At 34.1% G+C, this 16,140-nt stretch carries 15 protein-coding genes and 1 pseudogene; 8 read left to right on the plus strand and 8 right to left on the minus strand.

Features of this window, described 5'->3' with window-relative positions:
* The 5 genes and pseudogenes from AB671_RS22450 to AB671_RS22175 all read left to right on the plus strand — a co-directional run.
* A pseudogene (locus tag AB671_RS22450) lies at positions 1–200 on the plus strand (peptidoglycan-binding protein LysM); the annotation flags it as partial.
* A gap of 80 nt (positions 201–280) precedes the next feature.
* Complete coding sequence (locus AB671_RS04585) at positions 281–1,081, plus strand: Fn3-like domain-containing protein (RefSeq protein WP_228390888.1); 801 nt, start codon at positions 281–283, stop codon at positions 1,079–1,081.
* Between the two features lie 14 nt (positions 1,082–1,095).
* Entirely contained in the window at positions 1,096–3,897 is a 2,802-nt protein-coding gene (locus AB671_RS04590; RefSeq protein ID WP_066675765.1) for a hypothetical protein, read from the plus strand.
* A gap of 10 nt (positions 3,898–3,907) precedes the next feature.
* Complete coding sequence (locus tag AB671_RS04595; protein WP_066675767.1) at positions 3,908–5,341, plus strand: hypothetical protein; 1,434 nt, start codon at positions 3,908–3,910, stop codon at positions 5,339–5,341.
* 91 nt (positions 5,342–5,432) lie between these two features.
* Positions 5,433–5,570, plus strand: coding sequence for a hypothetical protein (locus tag AB671_RS22175; RefSeq protein WP_157444119.1), 138 nt, complete (start codon positions 5,433–5,435; stop codon positions 5,568–5,570).
* Here the strand turns inward: AB671_RS22175 and AB671_RS04600 are convergent.
* The 5 genes from AB671_RS04600 to AB671_RS04620 all read right to left on the minus strand — a co-directional run bounded on the left by AB671_RS04600 (position 5,567) and on the right by AB671_RS04620 (position 8,721).
* Positions 5,567–5,752 (minus strand): hypothetical protein, encoded by a 186-nt coding sequence (locus AB671_RS04600; protein ID WP_157444120.1) that lies wholly within the window; start codon positions 5,750–5,752, stop codon positions 5,567–5,569. The two genes, AB671_RS22175 and AB671_RS04600, sit on opposite strands and share 4 nt — an antisense overlap.
* A 158-nt stretch (positions 5,753–5,910) precedes the next feature.
* Entirely contained in the window at positions 5,911–6,195 is a 285-nt protein-coding gene (locus AB671_RS04605) for a hypothetical protein (RefSeq protein ID WP_066675770.1), read from the minus strand.
* Between the two features lies 1 nt (position 6,196).
* Positions 6,197–6,412, minus strand: coding sequence for a hypothetical protein (locus tag AB671_RS04610; protein ID WP_066675771.1), 216 nt, complete (start codon positions 6,410–6,412; stop codon positions 6,197–6,199).
* A gap of 268 nt (positions 6,413–6,680) precedes the next feature.
* Positions 6,681–7,811 (minus strand): virulence RhuM family protein, encoded by a 1,131-nt coding sequence (locus tag AB671_RS04615; RefSeq protein ID WP_066675772.1) that lies wholly within the window; start codon positions 7,809–7,811, stop codon positions 6,681–6,683.
* Positions 7,804–8,721 (minus strand): IS1595 family transposase, encoded by a 918-nt coding sequence (locus AB671_RS04620; protein WP_066675773.1) that lies wholly within the window; start codon positions 8,719–8,721, stop codon positions 7,804–7,806. Before AB671_RS04620 ends, AB671_RS04615 begins: the two co-directional genes overlap by 8 nt.
* A gap of 190 nt (positions 8,722–8,911) precedes the next feature.
* Between AB671_RS04620 and AB671_RS22180 the strand changes: the two genes are divergently transcribed.
* The 3 genes from AB671_RS22180 to AB671_RS04630 all read left to right on the plus strand — a co-directional run bounded on the left by AB671_RS22180 (position 8,912) and on the right by AB671_RS04630 (position 10,658).
* A complete protein-coding gene (locus AB671_RS22180; RefSeq protein ID WP_157444121.1) occupies positions 8,912–9,049 on the plus strand; it encodes a hypothetical protein in 138 nt (45 codons plus the stop codon).
* A 231-nt stretch (positions 9,050–9,280) separates the two neighbouring features.
* Positions 9,281–10,003 (plus strand): sensor histidine kinase, encoded by a 723-nt coding sequence (locus AB671_RS04625; RefSeq protein WP_066675775.1) that lies wholly within the window; start codon positions 9,281–9,283, stop codon positions 10,001–10,003.
* A gap of 13 nt (positions 10,004–10,016) precedes the next feature.
* A complete protein-coding gene (locus AB671_RS04630) occupies positions 10,017–10,658 on the plus strand; it encodes a response regulator transcription factor (protein ID WP_066675777.1) in 642 nt (213 codons plus the stop codon).
* A gap of 384 nt (positions 10,659–11,042) precedes the next feature.
* Here AB671_RS04630 and AB671_RS04635 read toward each other — a convergent pair whose 3' ends face one another.
* The 3 genes from AB671_RS04635 to AB671_RS04645 all read right to left on the minus strand — a co-directional run bounded on the left by AB671_RS04635 (position 11,043) and on the right by AB671_RS04645 (position 15,362).
* Positions 11,043–11,576, minus strand: a complete 534-nt coding sequence (locus tag AB671_RS04635) for a hypothetical protein (RefSeq protein WP_066675779.1) — start codon at positions 11,574–11,576, stop codon at positions 11,043–11,045.
* Positions 11,577–11,667: 91 nt separating this feature from the next.
* Entirely contained in the window at positions 11,668–14,727 is a 3,060-nt protein-coding gene (locus AB671_RS04640) for a DUF6923 family protein (RefSeq protein ID WP_066675781.1), read from the minus strand.
* 41 nt (positions 14,728–14,768) lie between these two features.
* A complete protein-coding gene (locus AB671_RS04645; protein WP_157444122.1) occupies positions 14,769–15,362 on the minus strand; it encodes a hypothetical protein in 594 nt (197 codons plus the stop codon).
* Positions 15,363–16,140: the final 778 nt, after the last annotated feature.

Consider the following 16,140-nt stretch of genomic DNA (forward strand, 5'->3'; position numbering starts at 1 on the left):
GAACAATGGGCGGAACAAAAAGCGCGGTTGTTTTATCTGCAACTGATCAAACTTTAGTTACAAATGCTCCACTTGGAAGTGCATTAACGCTGAATTTAGATTACACCATTCCTGCAGCGAAATCATCTTCTTCAGATATTTTAGGTAAACCTGCCGGAACTTATACGCAAACAGTAACTTATACTGCCACTGCTTTATAATATTTTTTTTAATCTGTAAAGCTTTCTTTTGCTGCGTTTTCAGTAGTTTTGGGAATCTTTATTTTTAAACAATTTACACCATGCGCAAGTTTATTCACCTTTTCATTTTCTTTATTCTTACAGCATCTTCTTCAATTCTGGCACAAAGTATTTCTATGTCGCCTACGCGACTATTTTTTACCGGTAATCCAGGAGAAAAAGTGACACAGACAGTCACACTTCAAAACAGCTCAGATAAAGATTATGTTTTTAATCTCAACTATAAAGACTGGATGAGAGAAGAGGATGGAAATAAAGTTTATCTTGATGCAGGAAGTTCAAAAACTTCTAATGCCGCTTGGGTGTCAACCTTAGAAAACTCTATAACAGTTCCTGCGAAAAGCACAAAGGAAATTGTAGTAACCATGCAGATTCCGGCAAACGCATCAAAGTCTACTGTTACGAACAGTATGTTGTTTTTTACACAGCTTCCTCAACAAGCTGATCAGGCACGTATTCAGAATGGCATCGGTATTATCACCTTATTTGAGGTGGGACTTCATATCTTTTATACTCCACCTGGGAATCAGACAAAAAGTTTGGATATTACCAATATTTCAGAAGTGAGTAATGAGAATACAGCAAACAGAAAAGTTGCAGTAAACATCCAGAATGATGGAAACACCATCAATGATGCTACCGTTGAGTTTGAATTAACTGAAACAGACACTGGTAAGGAAATAAAATTACCTGCAATTTCCATCTCTATGCTTCCCAATACCAATCAGACTGTTCAATTTTCTTTACCTGAGAACATTTCAGGGAACTTTCTTGGTGTGGCTATTATCAAAATGGCTGGATCCAATGATTTACGTGTAGGAGAAAAAAACTTTAAATTTTAAAATTAAGTCTTGTCTTGAAACCACAAAATGGAATGCCAATATCGATTCTAAGAAGAACAAGCTTATTCTTTGCATTTGTTCTGCACTTTTCGTTTGCCTTTGCGCAGGAAAAGAAGAATATTCAAATCCATTTTGAAAATGATAATGTAGCTGTTAAGAAGGGGTCTACTTTTACTAATTTCCTGGTTATTGAGAATAAAAGTTCTGAAGAAATTACCATTCAGAATATCATGCCTCAGGAAAATTATCCGGGTTTGCTTTTCTATCCAAAGAATGACTTTACCTTAGGTGCCGGTCAGTCTAAAAATCTTCCTGTGAAACTGATTGCGAACCTTGATTTTATGAAACTGAAATCCAACGAAATCAATTTCAAGGTTTCTTACAACAGTCCAACGGTTACCAAAACTGAAACAGCCTCGTTCTTTGTTGACAAAGACGAAAACAAAAACATCGCAATTTATACGGCATCATATGAAAATTTTATTAATCCTGCTGCCCCCGACTCTTCAATCCTGTTGATTGTAGAAAACCAAGGTTATAGTAAACGAACTGTTAAAATTGATTTGCAATCTATTCCTGATGGGTTGGAAATGATACCCAAACAACAAACCGTATCTCTGGAAGGTTTAGAAAAACAAACCGTTGAGATTAAAATTAGGGTCAGAAAACAAAATACGCTTTTCCCGGAATTTAATATTAATGCAACCGCTACAGACTTACTTAATAATGAAATGGTGGGAAGCAACACGCTATATTTAGTCGTTTTATCAAACAACAGACAAATTGCCAGAGGAAACGAAGCAGTGAGCGGAAGTAATTTTGCAGAAATTGCTTATAATGAAAACAGTTCAGGTTTCAATTTTCTTCAATTGAGAGGAAATACGGCTTTTCAAGTGACTGAAAATTTGAAATCCCGTTTCAATATAGGTGCAGACTACTATCATGAAGATGGCCTTTATAACCTATATGATACCTGGCTGGAACTTGAGAAAAAAAATACAGTATTACGACTGGGAAATGTTAATAGTAACGATTACGATTATCAGGTTTTCGGGAGAGGCGGGAAAGCTTCTACCAAATTTGGTCAAAATAATCAGATTGAAATTCTTGCCCTGGAAAATAATTACAACCTCTATGGTACTTATTTCCAACAAACAGAAGGGTCTAAAATAGTGGGTGCAAAATATGGTTTTGGAAATGCTAAATCTGTCAATGGGAAAGTATCTTATATATTTGACCATGATCCACGCTTAAATATAGATACGCAGGTTGCGAACGCAGTAACATCATTTTTACTTAACGATAAACACTCCATCCGCACGGAGTTGGGTCTCAGCAACGAAAAAGGCCTTTTGAACAAAGATGAAAACACAGGAGCTTCAATGGGAACCAATTACGAGGGGAAGATTGGGAAATGGGATATACAATCTATTAATTCCTTTGCCACAAAAAGTTATGCGGGGATAAAAAGAGGGTCTTTTTTTTCAAATCAGCGAATCAGCCGCCAATTTTCTTCTTCTCAGCGAGCTTTTATACAATATCAGAATTCACAAGTAGACCCTGAATTCTTGAGTTTCCAGAATGCGCCAATCCAACCTGGAAATACCGCTAATTTGCGTTATTATTTCAATAGTACAGAAACTTTGGGGTCTGGTTATCAGTTTTCTCTAAAGAAGTGGAATTTCCTACTTTCTCCAAAAATTGAAAACCAAAAAACAGCCAATTTTTATACATCGCAGGAACTTTTCTCTTACCGAATGGAAGCCAACATAAGCACAACATTGGGTGCTCATGGATTGAACTGGACAGCGGAGTATTCTTATTCAAAAGAGAACAATAATAACGATTGGTTCAACAGTCTAAGAACAACTTTGTCTTACAGGTATAAAGCCTTCTCCCTAAACGGAACAGCTCAATGGAACGCAATGAATGTCTTTGATTTAAATTCTTATTACAATGCAGACCGTAATTTTGCCAACTACAATGTATACGCCTCATATAATTTTCAGATGCTTAATAATAATCTGAGTGGATCTTTTACTGCCGGAACTTACTATTCTGAGCTTTATAAAAACTTAAACAGCAATATCAGTGGTAATCTGGAATATAAAATCACGCCTTCATGGTCTACCACAGGTTATTTTAATTTTTCAGGTTATAAATCTACGGCAGAATATACAAGCAGTGGCAGTTATTACCAGTTCAGAGCGGGGATTAAAAAATCTTTTGCTGCAGCTACGGCTCTCGGAAATCATAAAGTGACATTCCAGTTATTTGAAGATAAAAATTTCAATGGACTTCTTGAGACAGGAGAATCGGCTCTTGCAAATGAAATAGTGAAACTAGACAATTTTGTTGCGCTAACAGATAAGAACGGAAAAGTAATTTTTCAGAATGTACCTGATGGTATTTACACTCTCAAGGTGAACGAAAGTGCCGGTGCACGATTGATGATGGATCCTGTAATTATGGTAAATAAAAATATCAACCGCAAAGTCGGTCTGGTAAAAAACATTAGGGTAAGTGGTAAATTAGTAGAAATCAAACAGGCCTACGATGTTGTGGAAACGGATGTAACCGGAATCGTGGTGTATGCAAAAGGTGAAGATGGCGTAATTCATACCGCCGTGGTTAACCAAAAAAATGAGTTTGAGTTTTTCCTAAAAGATGGAAAATACGACCTCTACATCGAAAATGATAAATACAGCTATACACAACCTAATCAAACGATTCAGGTGACAAAAGAAGGTTATTCAGGTACCGTAGTTCTTGAATATAAGAAGAAAGACACTACTATTAAGGTGAAAAAGTTTTAAATTTAAAAGTATGAAAACGATGAGGAGTTTTTTGATAGGAATTTTTACCATTTGCTGCGGATCAACAGTCACAAAAGCTCAGGACGTGTACCTGTCGATTCCTGAAAATAATATTTTTAACAGGACTGAATTTACCTCAGTTCCTACAAGGGTAATGACGAACCCCAACAGAACAAACTGGGATTATACCTTTTTTGGATTACTCCCAATAGCTCCTACATTTAACTCTGTTTCCGGACCGAATTTTACTCACTCTTCTTCCTCGTTTACTTTACCCAGCTCTACCCTTCTGTGGCAGTTAGAAAGTATGGGTGGTCAGTTGCCATCTGTAGGACTTTCGGGTTCTTTACCAGGTTTTCAGTCCTTCAGTACAAGTGCCTTAAAATGGTTTGAACCACCAACAACCAGTTTTGGGGGTGGATTCAACCGTGGAAATATCAATTTTACTTTTAAAATTCCTGCTTCACAATTTGCCGCCAATATGTACCGAGCAGGAAGTTACTCTATGGATATCACTCAAAACTATAACGACTTTACACCACGTAATTTTAAAACAATTTTAGTAATTCCTTCCTCTATTAGATGGCTCACAACTTCTTTAACGAAATACATAGAAATATCCTCTTTGAATGACTACCGAAGTACAGGCACTCGAGTGTTCAGTTTGGATAATGCAGAAATCGCACATACAGTAGATTTTAATTTGTGGGCGAAGGCTACTTCCGCAAATATTCAGTTCACATCTTCTAAAGGTGTTCCAGGAACCCGAAGTATAGCAAGCATTAAATTAGGTAGCAATGGGTCTGCACTTACGACCAAAGCCTTGTCTTCCAGTTTTCAGAATTTTACCCCTGCTAATATTAGTGTTGTTGCGGGCAATAGAAACAGCTTTAGCCCTGAGCTTTATGTCTCTCCTGAAGATTTTAAAAACAATTTTTTTGAAGCCGGAACTTATACTTTCGAATTGAATTTCAATGCCATAAGTACAGATAATTCAATAAACAGTTTGCAAAATACAGCTGTTCAGCTCAAGGTGCTTCCTAAGTCGGAGATTACTATCCCAAGCTCCGGACGAAATGTAAACTTCAATTTTAATACTGCTTCCCATTACACCAATGGTCAATCACAAATAATTCCAAACCAAATTGTATTGTCCAATAATGAGAGTTTTGAACTGTATGTAAAATCGGACGAGAATTATTTCAAGAAAGGAGGTCTGCAGACCGACATCAATTCCAACATATTACAAATTGGCATAGATGGAAATTCTGGAGATACTCCCTTATCCAAAACTCCAAAAAAAATACTCTTTAACGGAACACCCGTTTTAGATAGGGGGCTAGACGTAAAATACACCATTCCACCTGCAGGTGCCCAAAGTTTGGTAGGGAAAGAAAATACCACTTACTCAATCAATATTTATTATAGCTTTACAGCAATTTAAAAATACTTTCTGGTAACTATATACAATTATACACTAGGGAGCAAACCCTGAAAAAAAATAATCTGCCGTAACTTCGTTTAAAAATAAAGCTATGGCAGATTTTAATTTAGATGATGAAATAAAATTGAGATTAAAATGTCTATTACTTGCTAAATCTGACATTAAAAAAGCATCTGATATGTTTATTTGGTTAAAAACAGGCAATCTTCCAGTAAATGACCGAATTTAAATTCTAGTACTATTGTTCTCAATATTTATTATTCTGTTACGTAGGTCGTTCATTCGATCTTTTATATCTAATAAATTAAGCATGTTAACATAGCTGAAAAAAGCAGTTAAATCATCTTCTGCTCTTTTTCCTGTAAGATTTAAAAATAATCCCTTAAGATTGTGATAAGTTGTTTGATCCATAATTAATTGGTTTTTAGTTTCCACTAATATAAAAAAACTTTCCCCATATAGAGAAAAGTTTGTAAATTTGAATAGTTCTTGATTTAATAGCCTCACCATTATGAGTCTGATTTTAATTAAGTGGACTCATTTTATTTATACCTACAAATACTCCCATGTTAATATTCAATCTCAGGCGTATTAATTTCAATTTGTTTTTCAATTTGTTCTAATGTTTTTGGGTCGTTTAATTTTAAACTATCAATAATTCTAATAGCCCTCAATCTATATGGATCTTTAATTTCATTTTCGCTTTTGAACAAAGAGTCTAATTTATATTTTTGGATTTGGGAATTTAACTCTCTATTCTTTCTTTTTAGGTCACCCAACTCTATTTCTTGTTTTGCGTAATTACATGATGTAAGTAATGAGACAGATAATAGTACTATGCTTATTATTTTCATTTTATTTCTTTTTAGGATTTTCAAAACTATCTTTATAATTGATTAGAATAACTTTCCCGTCTTCCAAATAATAAAGATTTCCAGTACTTGTATCAAATAGTGATGGATCTCCTGATTTGAAATAGTATCTGCCAGAATCAGAAGTATACCTCCCGAGTAAAAATTCCGTAATTACTGAGATTAGAATAGCAATTGTGATAAGTAAGTAATTTTTCATCGAACCATTTTGCTTCACTCAGTCCCGAAATGAAAAGTTTATAAATGCAGAAAGCGTGGGACTTTGCCGAAATACCCCCACAGAGGCTCTGGTAAGCCATTAGGTAAATAAATAGGAAAGCCCACACCCTATGGCATGAGCATTTCACTTATTTATACTACACCTAATTTTGAATTTACCAGATTCCTGTGAGTAGAATAAAAAGCAAACGCTTTGTCGTTAATGTTTGAATTGGAAATCTAATTAAAGTTTAAGACTTGCAAAAGTTTTATTTTTCAGCATTAGGGTCAAAGCCTAATCCTTTTTTTAATTTTTGATCAAAATCAGATAATTCATTTTCTTTTTCAGCTTCTTTTAGAAATGCGTTAATACTAAAATGTGATCGTGTGGGAATTTTTCCTGTAACTTTAATTTCATCAACCAGTTTATCAAAATCAGACTTATATTCTATATCCTGTATTACTCTAAATTTCTCGTATTGGCTTTCTGCTATTTTTTTTGCAACACTTGCAGAAACTTTTCCAGAATCTTTTAGTATATCATATTCATTAAATGAAAGGAATGCATCTAATTTAACAATCCAATCAACCATTTTCATAAATCTGTTTCTTTCTGCCATATTTTCCGCAAAATCTAAATACATAGTAACTACTCTATTTAGGTTTCTCAATTCATCTTGGGTTAAATAATTTTTAGCAACAGTAACATCTGTTTTAATAATCTTGCCATCCTTTTTCTGGTTTTTCCAATTAGTTAAACCCATATTTTGACTTTTATAATCAGCTCGTAACTTAATCAATTCTGCTGCTGTATGATTATGAATAGCCCAATGCAATTTGTTTTGTACTGTCGCATAAAATTCTTTTGTAATTGGAGATTCAGGATTATAATCCTCAGAGGTAGCATAGATGTCTGTGATTTTTTGATAAAAAAGCCTTTCACTTGCTCTAATTTCTCTGATTCTCTCAAGTAATTCAGCAAAATGATCTTTACCAAATAATTTGTTGCCTTGCTTCAATCTATCATCATCTAGGGCAAAGCCTTTTATCATGTATTCTTTTAAAACACTTGTTGCCCACTTTCTGAATTGTGTAGCTTTGTATGAATTGACTCTATATCCTACTGATATAATTACGTCTAAATTATAAAAGTTTACTGGTTTTGTGGATGTTGCAGTATGCAATTTTTGCATATTGCTACTTTCTATTAATTCTCCTTCATCAAAAATATTCTTCAAATGTCTAGCTATACCACTTTGATCTACATCAAATATTTCAGACATTGATTTTTGTGTCACCCATATGGTTTCAGTTTCTCTGTCTAAAATTACTTGAATGTTAGATTTCCCATTTTCTGACTGATAAAATATAAAGTTTGCGTAATTTTCTTGATTATCCATTTATAAGTGTTTTATAGGTTAATTTAGCTTGTAGATTTAAAAGTAGTAAATTAAATCTATTCTCTGTTGTGTGTTTTCTTGTATTGTATCTGAAAACGAATTCGTCAACATACATCTGCAAATGTTTTCTTGATGTTACATGATAAATTCCATAGATGCCACGCTTTAATAAAGACCAAAAACCTTCTATTGTGTTGGTATGGATTCTACCGTTAACATATTGATATTGATTATGTTTTACGATGCTGTGATCATAAATTTTTGAAACTCCTTTATATCCTAACCATTCGTCAGTATAAAGTTTCGCACTTTCTTTTACATTCTTAATTATCTCTCTGGTTAAAGTGTGTGATTTTACATCTTCCACTTTGTAAGCGTTTAATTTACCATCACGCTCAACCATCCCAACTACCGGAACTTTATCTTTTGTGCTTCTCCCTTGTGAACCATCGATTTTTTTATTGGCATGACGATTTTTATTCTTTCCGCCTATATAGGTTTCGTCGGCTTCAACCTCGTTATCTAAATCATTGTTGTTCTCAATACCAAAACATTTTCTAATTCTCTGTAACATAAACCAAGCTGACTTTTGAGTAATATCTAAATCACGCCCCAATTGTAAAGAAGAAATTCCCTTTTTGTGAGACGTAACTATATAGATAGCTAAAAACCATTTCTGCAACCCTAATTTAGTGTTGTCAAAAATAGTATTGGTTTTTACGTTGAAGTATTTGCCTGTATTTTTACAGCGGTATTTATTACCTTTACAATTATAGACTTTAGAATCTGGATCAAATGGAGAAACTACATCACCATCCCATCTTAATTTTTCCAAGTGATCAATACATGATTGCTCATCTGGAAAGGCTTTGATAAGGTCTAAAATTGATTTGAAATTTGTGTTAATCATAACATCTGCATATTTATAAAGCAAATGTAAGAAGTTAATTACATAAAAACAAATCCATTTAGTGTATAATTGTATATAGTTGCCTACTTTCTTATAAAACTCTTCTTTATCAATCACTTTAATGAGATTTATCCTCGGCATCGACAAGTCCGAATTCGATTTGATTATTACGGATGATTAAATGTCCGTAATGGATGGAGTTGAAACCATTAGAAAAATGAAAAATATTATTCCCGACGCTACCCATGTAGCGTCGGGACTTGTTTTAATCAATATTCAGATGCCTCATTTCAATGGCATTGAAACAACAAAAAAAAGAGTCTTGTAAAAAACTATCGAAATCCCTATTATTGCACTGATGATAGGGATTCTGCCTGGTGAGAAAGAAAAGTGTCTGCAAGTAGGCGTGTCAGACTTTTTAACCAATGCTTTATTAAAAACAATCCCTGTCTTATTATGATTCAAAAATGTTTTGGCATAGGAATCGGAAAAAAATAAATAAAAAACTATACTAAAAAAATGCTTGATTAGATTTTTTTAGACCCATGATACTTAATTTATGAAAGACCTTATCAACGAATTACAATTAAAAATCGAAAAACTGGAAGATGAAATCAGTTTTAAAAACGGGCTAATCTCGATGTTGTCTCATGATTCAAAGGAACTGTTTGGGAATTTTCTGTGGATTATAGAAGCGCTGGAAGATAAGACCATTAGCGAGGAAGATTTTTTTAATTTGTTGCCGCAGATAAAAAGCGATGCCCAGAAAAATCTGCAAACCATTCACGACAGTAACTCCTGGTTAAAAACTCAATACGGGGAATTTAAGATTAAACCTGAGAAAATCAAAATGATGGATCTTTTTCACCATTTTGAAGAAAAATATGCTACTAAATTAAAAGAAAAAAGTATTAAATTTCATTTTAAAGGAGATTCCAATGCATTCGTTACAACCGATCGTTTGTTGCTTGAATATGTTTTAGACAAAATTCTCAACAATGCAGTTAAATACTCTTTTCCCGGGCAAGATATTTACCTGCAGGAAGTTACAGAAGGTAATCAGGTCACACTTTCTGTCATTGATTTTGGAACAGGAATAGCTGAAAAGTATCAATCTGCGATTTTCACTTATGAGAACGCCGTTTTCCAAGGTACTGCTGGTGAGAAAGGAGTTGGATTAAGTTTGAAAATTGTTAAAAATTTTGTATCATTGATGCATGGAAACATCCAAATCATTTCCACTGAAAATGCAGGTACTACGGTTTCCCTTTTTTTTACGTAAAATTTACTGAATAATGGCTTTAAAAGTAAACGTTCGGATTATTGTAGCAGATGATCATGGTATCGTACGGATGGGTTTGATACAAACCATTAAACGACTCTTACCTGCTGCTATAATTTCAGAAGTTGAGGATTATAAATCGCTGTACAAAGAAATTCTAAAAGAAGAATTGGATCTGGCCATTATGGACGTTAATATGCCTAATGGTTCTGTTCAGGAAGCGATTGATTACATTAAAATACACCAACCTAACTTAAGAATTCTCATATTTTCTTCTCAGGATGAAGAGTTGTACGCAATGCGTTATCTAAAGATGGGAGCCGGTGGTTATCTAAGCAAACAAAGCTCGCATGCTGTAATTGAAACTGCTTTAACGGCGATGCTTAGTACCGGCAGATATGCAAGTGAAGTCGTAAAAGAAGCGATGTTTTTAGGATCATTAACCGGTACGACAAAAGACTCCCCCTTTGAAGCGCTGTCAGACCGCGAATTGCAAATTGCTAATAAGATTGCAGAAGGTCTTTCTCTCAAAGAAATTTCTAATCAACTTAACCTCCATTCATCGACAATCAGCACTTACAAAAACAGGTTGTTTGAGAAGCTGAACATACGATCCGTACCCGAATTGGTGGAGATTCTTAGGCTGTATAATTAGTGAACATTTTCATTTGATTATTAAATTCGTCTATTATTTTGTAATTTATATTACTTTGATATCCTTTTTTGTACCAGATTTCAGAATATTCAAAGATTTCCAATTTAATTTTTTGTTTAAAGATTCTCAGGAAAGCGTCCCTCCCCAAATTCTTCGTACTCTTTGCTCCATTTATAAAGCAATGTGATTTTTATTCATCATTCTCGGACTAATTCTGAAACATTAATTCTCTCGTTTCATAGCTTAAAATTAAGGCTCTATATCTAGCTTTAACTGAACCTTAAATTAGTGTATCAATTTTTGTCATTACAACAAAAAATAGATGAACAAAAAAAGACTACCCATGTTGGGTAGTCTTTATCATCATTGTAATATTTTTAGAATCTATGGTGCCCAGTAAGTCCATTTACTTCCGTTGAAAACCGCTAATCTCTTGTTGGTTCCTTTTATGTAAACCATCATTCCTGGGGCAGGATTGATAACGGCATCTGTGCTGGTTACCTGTGGTAAGATTATCGCTTTGTTGGAAGATTCTAAAACCAACACTCCTTTTGCAGAGGTCTGATCAGATCCTATAATGGTTCCTACTGTAGTACCTTCGGTTATTGTAGGTTGTTTTGTAAGCACCGAACTTATATCTGCCTCATTTCCACTACTTAGGTCTTGCCAAGTACCATTGTAATATTTTATTTTAGCCTTGGTAGCATCTGTTGCGTCTACAATAATAGTTCCTTCTGTAGGAGTAGTAGGCATCGTGCGCAGATAAGGAAGCACAATCCCTCTGTCATTAGTATTGGCAAACTCTAGTAAAACCGAAGTTTTATCTGTGGCCGTACCGGTATCGTTCCCGATAATGACTTGGGAAAAAGCCATTCCGGAAATCATTAAACATATTGATGATATGATTATTTTTTTCATTTTAATATAATTTTGAAATAAAATAAGTTCTAAAGTTGACTAAGGAAATTTCATTTTATCAACGATTAGATTATTTAAAAACTGTGAATAATTATGGACAACTAGGTGTACTAAAACATTTCCACTCTGTACCCGTATAGATTTTTAGACATTTGTCTGTCGTATCATATACCATCATTCCTTCTTGTGGTTTTGTGATATTTCCTAAGTTAGCTTTCGCCATTCTAGTCGGCACAAAACCTTGGGTATTTGATTCTAAAGCCATAAACGCTCCTTTTCTTACCATTGGCCAATTATCAGCATCTTGGGAACTCGCTCTTTTTAGTAAAGTAATTCCTACTTTTGTATCTTGAGCAGTACCAGCGGTAATTGCTGGGTTGTAGCAATAGAATTCTTTGATGGGCGAACTAGGGCAATGTGCAGCATCATTAATCGATGATGAAGGTGAGTTTGATAGTCTGGTTTTTGTACCAGTTACGATATCGAATTTGTAAAATCCTCCAGAGTTTAAGAAACCGTAGATCTCTCCATTAGCACCGATCATTCCTCCAAAAGAACTTAATGTAGGCTCTGCACTACCAATGTTCGTCACAATACCAGTAAGACTTACTTTAATCAACATACCGTTTTGAGCAGGCCCAATATTATCTAATACCGCATATAGTTGGCTATCATTTTTATTAAATGCAAAATCTAAAACTGTGATATTACTATTCAACGTTATAGAAGAAGCTGTTTTTGTGCTTACATTAATTTTATAAAGTGTGGTTCCTGCTCCACCTTGCTTTACGTATAAATTGCCAGCCAAGTCAAATTCACCAGCATTATATTCTACATTGATTGGTAAACCTGAAACAGTACCCAAGTTAACAAATGAACCATCAGCTCCAAATTTTATAAGTTCACCAGTATTGTTTTTAATACCATAAATATGATTATCTATAGCGTTATACCCTATCGCATTAAAATTCATTCCTGAATTAGCCCCCAATGGAGAAAATTGTAAATTGGTTAAAGTAGTCGTATTAACTGTATTCAATTGTGTTGGGTTGTTTTGAGACATATACATGTTTTCATTACAAGCAAAAGGATTGTTGAAATAAGTGACAACAACAGATTTAATGTTATTACAAGCTCCACCCAATCCGTTATTAGTACATTCATAGAAAGGATCTGTAGGAGGAGTGTTGATATCAGGATTAGTTGCATCTGGGTCGGTAACATCATTAGGTCGCAATATAGTTGCTGTAAAATCTTTGCTTCCGTTGGTAGGAGGTGTTACACTTACTTTTACAGGGAAAGAATAGGTAATCTCACAACCATTAGGCAAAGCTAATTTTGAAGAATAAATTCTGGTTGTCGTATTGTAAGTAATTCCTAAATCTTGACTCCCACAGTTATTACCTGCGAAGACCGGGGTTCCGTTTGCTTCGAAGCCGGCAGGAAGTCTGAAGCTAAAAGGTGCTCCGGTAACACCGTCTGGGCCATCGTTCTTTACTTTAACTTGAATATTAAAAGTATCGCCTGCTGATAAATTACTCTTATCAGTCGTAATTGATGAAACTTTAAGGTCTGCCACTTTTATATTTACACTGGTTGTTTTTGTAACTTTTGAACCTTGAACATAAGACCAAGTATCCATTGATTTTTCATTACCAAAACTATTAGCACCTGTACCATTACCAGTTGCGGTGTATGTTCCCCATTTGTGCCCATTGATAGTACTGCTAAACCCTGTTAAATTGGTAATAGGATTAGACTTTTCTGTTGCTAGACCTCCCGTAATTGAGGAGTCATCCCAATACACAACATCAGATTCTACAGAAAGATCTGCTTTTAGTAATTCAAGAATGATACCTTGTGGGTTAATTTCCATATCGATATAAGGGAAGTGAACTTCTCCTCCCTTTAAGGTAACGCTTACTTTAACGGGGATATCGCCTGTAATGGGCAGGTTATTCCCACTACCGTCTTTTCCATCCCAAAAAACAGTGTTAACCCCCAAATCAGAGTCTCCTGTTAATGTTCTTGCAGGAAAAACGACACTTGGATCGTTGCTTTCAATAAGAACAACATACGTACCATGAGAATCTGAATCAAAAGCAATATTACCTCCTTTTTTGCCCATTTGCCCTGCCGTACCATCTACTCCCGAAAATTTTATATTACTAGCTGTAGCTGTTGATCTAGGAGATTTAAGCCACGTAGAAACACCACCTGGCACTGCTACGCTGTTGGAAGATGTAGGTAAATCAGTTGACGGTAAATTATAAAATAATTTATGCGTCAAGCCCTTAGCGCTATCTACTGCTCTTGGATCTTGATATCCTAGTGTACCAATGGATGAAGTATTTAAACTTTTGTAAGTTTGTTTATTAGCATTGTCTACAAAACCTTTAGAATTAACATACGAAATAAAAGCAATCCCATTAGAGCCATTGTTGTTTACACGATATATATATCCGTCTTTGGTCAGTACATAGTTTTTACCATAAAAAGATTTAGCTGATGTAAAGCTAGCATTAATTATAAAATTAAACTGGTTGGTGTAAACCCTTCCATTAACCCATCCTGTAGAATTTCTAACCGATACATCCCAAGCTGCGATACTTGCAGTATCATTATTATTTGTTTGAGCCCAATTGCCAGTAGCAGCAATATCAGTTTGAGCTGTATTTGATGCACCTTCACCTCCTGGTGCTATAAATTCAATTTTCCAAACCCCCACTTGAGCACTTGTAGCTACTTTATTAAATGTAGAATACATACCCGTACTAGCATCGGCAGCACCTGTTGAACTAGGGCCAGCAAGCTCCGCAGCTCTATCAGGAATTCTGCCTACTGCATCGTTGGCACTTGTATATACTGTACCATCTGGTGCCGTAAGTTTTATTCTACCATTAGTTCTTCCCTGGGCACTAGAAGCTGCATGAATGGTTTCGCCGCTTTTCACATAAGCATAATGTGTTCCAAGGTTAGCATACGGATAACTAGATGCAATCACTCCAGTTCCGCTCACCAAAAATGCTCGGTTTCCTGATAAACCAACTGGATAGAGGTCTTTTGACCCCTCGGCATAACTATAGCTTAATCCTAAGAATAAGAAAGCTACGATGTATAAAAATTTAAAATTGATGAAAAATTTGTTCATTAAAATTATGTTAAAATTGAAATTTGTTTTAATTTTCTGTTTTAAACATAATAAGGCGGCCCCCTATCTTTAAGATTAATAATGATTTTATCCGCAACAATGCATTGCTCTCTGTTTAGAATTTTGCATTTCAAATGAAAAGCAGATAACAAAAACTTAGACTCAATGATGAGATAATTTTTTTGTACTTCTTGGTTTCTAACAAGGATTAAAGAATTTTTCTCTTTAGATTTGATAAAAAATTCACTAGACTTAGACTCTTTAACGAGCTTTAATTCTTCTTTTTTCGGGGTGAGTTTTTTAGAAACTTTTGATAGAGCATTTTGTTTTACAGGCTTTGCTGTAGTTTTTGTGTATTCTACCTCATGTTTTTCATGCTTGAACTCACTATTTTTAAGCTCCTGAGCATTGATAATGGTAGCACCGCTGCTTACAAACACAGGGATGCTATCTTGTTTATTTGAGATATAAATCCCTAGTCCTACAGTTGATGTGCCAGTTGAAATATGTATTACAGGAGTTTGCGCGCAAGTGGAGATTGAGACCAACAAAAACAAAAAGATACACCAAAAATATGTGAGGTGCTGTGTTATTAATTTTTTAAATAATAAGGAAGACAGATGTGTTTTTTCCAAATTAATTTACTTGTCTGGTAATTAGATTTTGGCAAAAATACAAAATAATAACTTGATTTCTATCACTATTCATTGAAAAAAAAAATAAAAATAAAGAACACTAACCTAAGAATTTCTCTTTATTAAAAAGCTTTTCAAGCTCACTTAATTTAGAAATAAACAAATAAAATATTTACCAATTAACACAATACATCAACAATAGTTTATTATTCTAAATATTTTTTAATTTTTTATACGATATCAATTGAAATTCAGTCAATCTACTAAATTAATAACAATACAGAATCATTGTTTTTAAACTGACTGATTTTAATTTTTTCACCTTTCAGCTATTTTCTTTCGCCTAGGTAATGGTTTTGTTATCGCACAAGTGAATGTTTAAATAAAAAACATCATATAAACTAAACTCTAAATGAGTATACCCACTACTCTCTTTTTAAGCTATAATTCATTAATAATATGAAAAATTAAACAGAACAAGAGCCTATTTAAAAACATAAAATTAAAAAAGAGTAAGAGCTTGAACCCATTTATAAAAGATGAATCATTGAACATACTTTTTCTTGGTTTGATAATGATAGAAGAATATAAACTTCTAAAGGAATCCTCTGAAAATATGGTTAAATTATCTGCAATAGGATTATTGATTAATAAAATTTAAACAGTCTCTAATAGAATTCTAATTAAATCTTTTATGTATATCCGTTTTTCATCATACCGCTGTAATGTTAGCAATAATGAGCCTATCGAATAGTTTATCTGCAAAATATCTTCGATT

The organism is Chryseobacterium sp. BGARF1, assembly GCF_001677955.1.
GTDB lineage: Bacteria > Bacteroidota > Bacteroidia > Flavobacteriales > Weeksellaceae > Chryseobacterium.

Excerpts from the sequence above, each read along its gene's own strand:
- AB671_RS22175 (WP_157444119.1), top strand. The coding sequence starts at position 5,433 with ATGGCAGATTTTAATTTAGATGATGAAATAAAATTGAGATTAAAATGT.
- AB671_RS04605 (WP_066675770.1), bottom strand. The coding sequence starts at position 6,195 with ATGAAAATAATAAGCATAGTACTATTATCTGTCTCATTACTTACATCA.
- AB671_RS04615 (WP_066675772.1), bottom strand. The coding sequence starts at position 7,811 with ATGGATAATCAAGAAAATTACGCAAACTTTATATTTTATCAGTCAGAA.
- AB671_RS04625 (WP_066675775.1), top strand. The coding sequence starts at position 9,281 with ATGAAAGACCTTATCAACGAATTACAATTAAAAATCGAAAAACTGGAA.
- AB671_RS22180 (WP_157444121.1), top strand. The coding sequence starts at position 8,912 with ATGGATGGAGTTGAAACCATTAGAAAAATGAAAAATATTATTCCCGAC.
- AB671_RS04585 (WP_228390888.1), top strand. The coding sequence starts at position 281 with ATGCGCAAGTTTATTCACCTTTTCATTTTCTTTATTCTTACAGCATCT.
- AB671_RS04595 (WP_066675767.1), top strand. The coding sequence starts at position 3,908 with ATGAAAACGATGAGGAGTTTTTTGATAGGAATTTTTACCATTTGCTGC.
- AB671_RS04610 (WP_066675771.1), bottom strand. The coding sequence starts at position 6,412 with ATGAAAAATTACTTACTTATCACAATTGCTATTCTAATCTCAGTAATT.
- AB671_RS04640 (WP_066675781.1), bottom strand. The coding sequence starts at position 14,727 with ATGAACAAATTTTTCATCAATTTTAAATTTTTATACATCGTAGCTTTC.
- AB671_RS04600 (WP_157444120.1), bottom strand. The coding sequence starts at position 5,752 with ATGGATCAAACAACTTATCACAATCTTAAGGGATTATTTTTAAATCTT.
- AB671_RS04635 (WP_066675779.1), bottom strand. The coding sequence starts at position 11,576 with ATGAAAAAAATAATCATATCATCAATATGTTTAATGATTTCCGGAATG.
- AB671_RS04630 (WP_066675777.1), top strand. The coding sequence starts at position 10,017 with ATGGCTTTAAAAGTAAACGTTCGGATTATTGTAGCAGATGATCATGGT.
- AB671_RS04620 (WP_066675773.1), bottom strand. The coding sequence starts at position 8,721 with ATGATTAACACAAATTTCAAATCAATTTTAGACCTTATCAAAGCCTTT.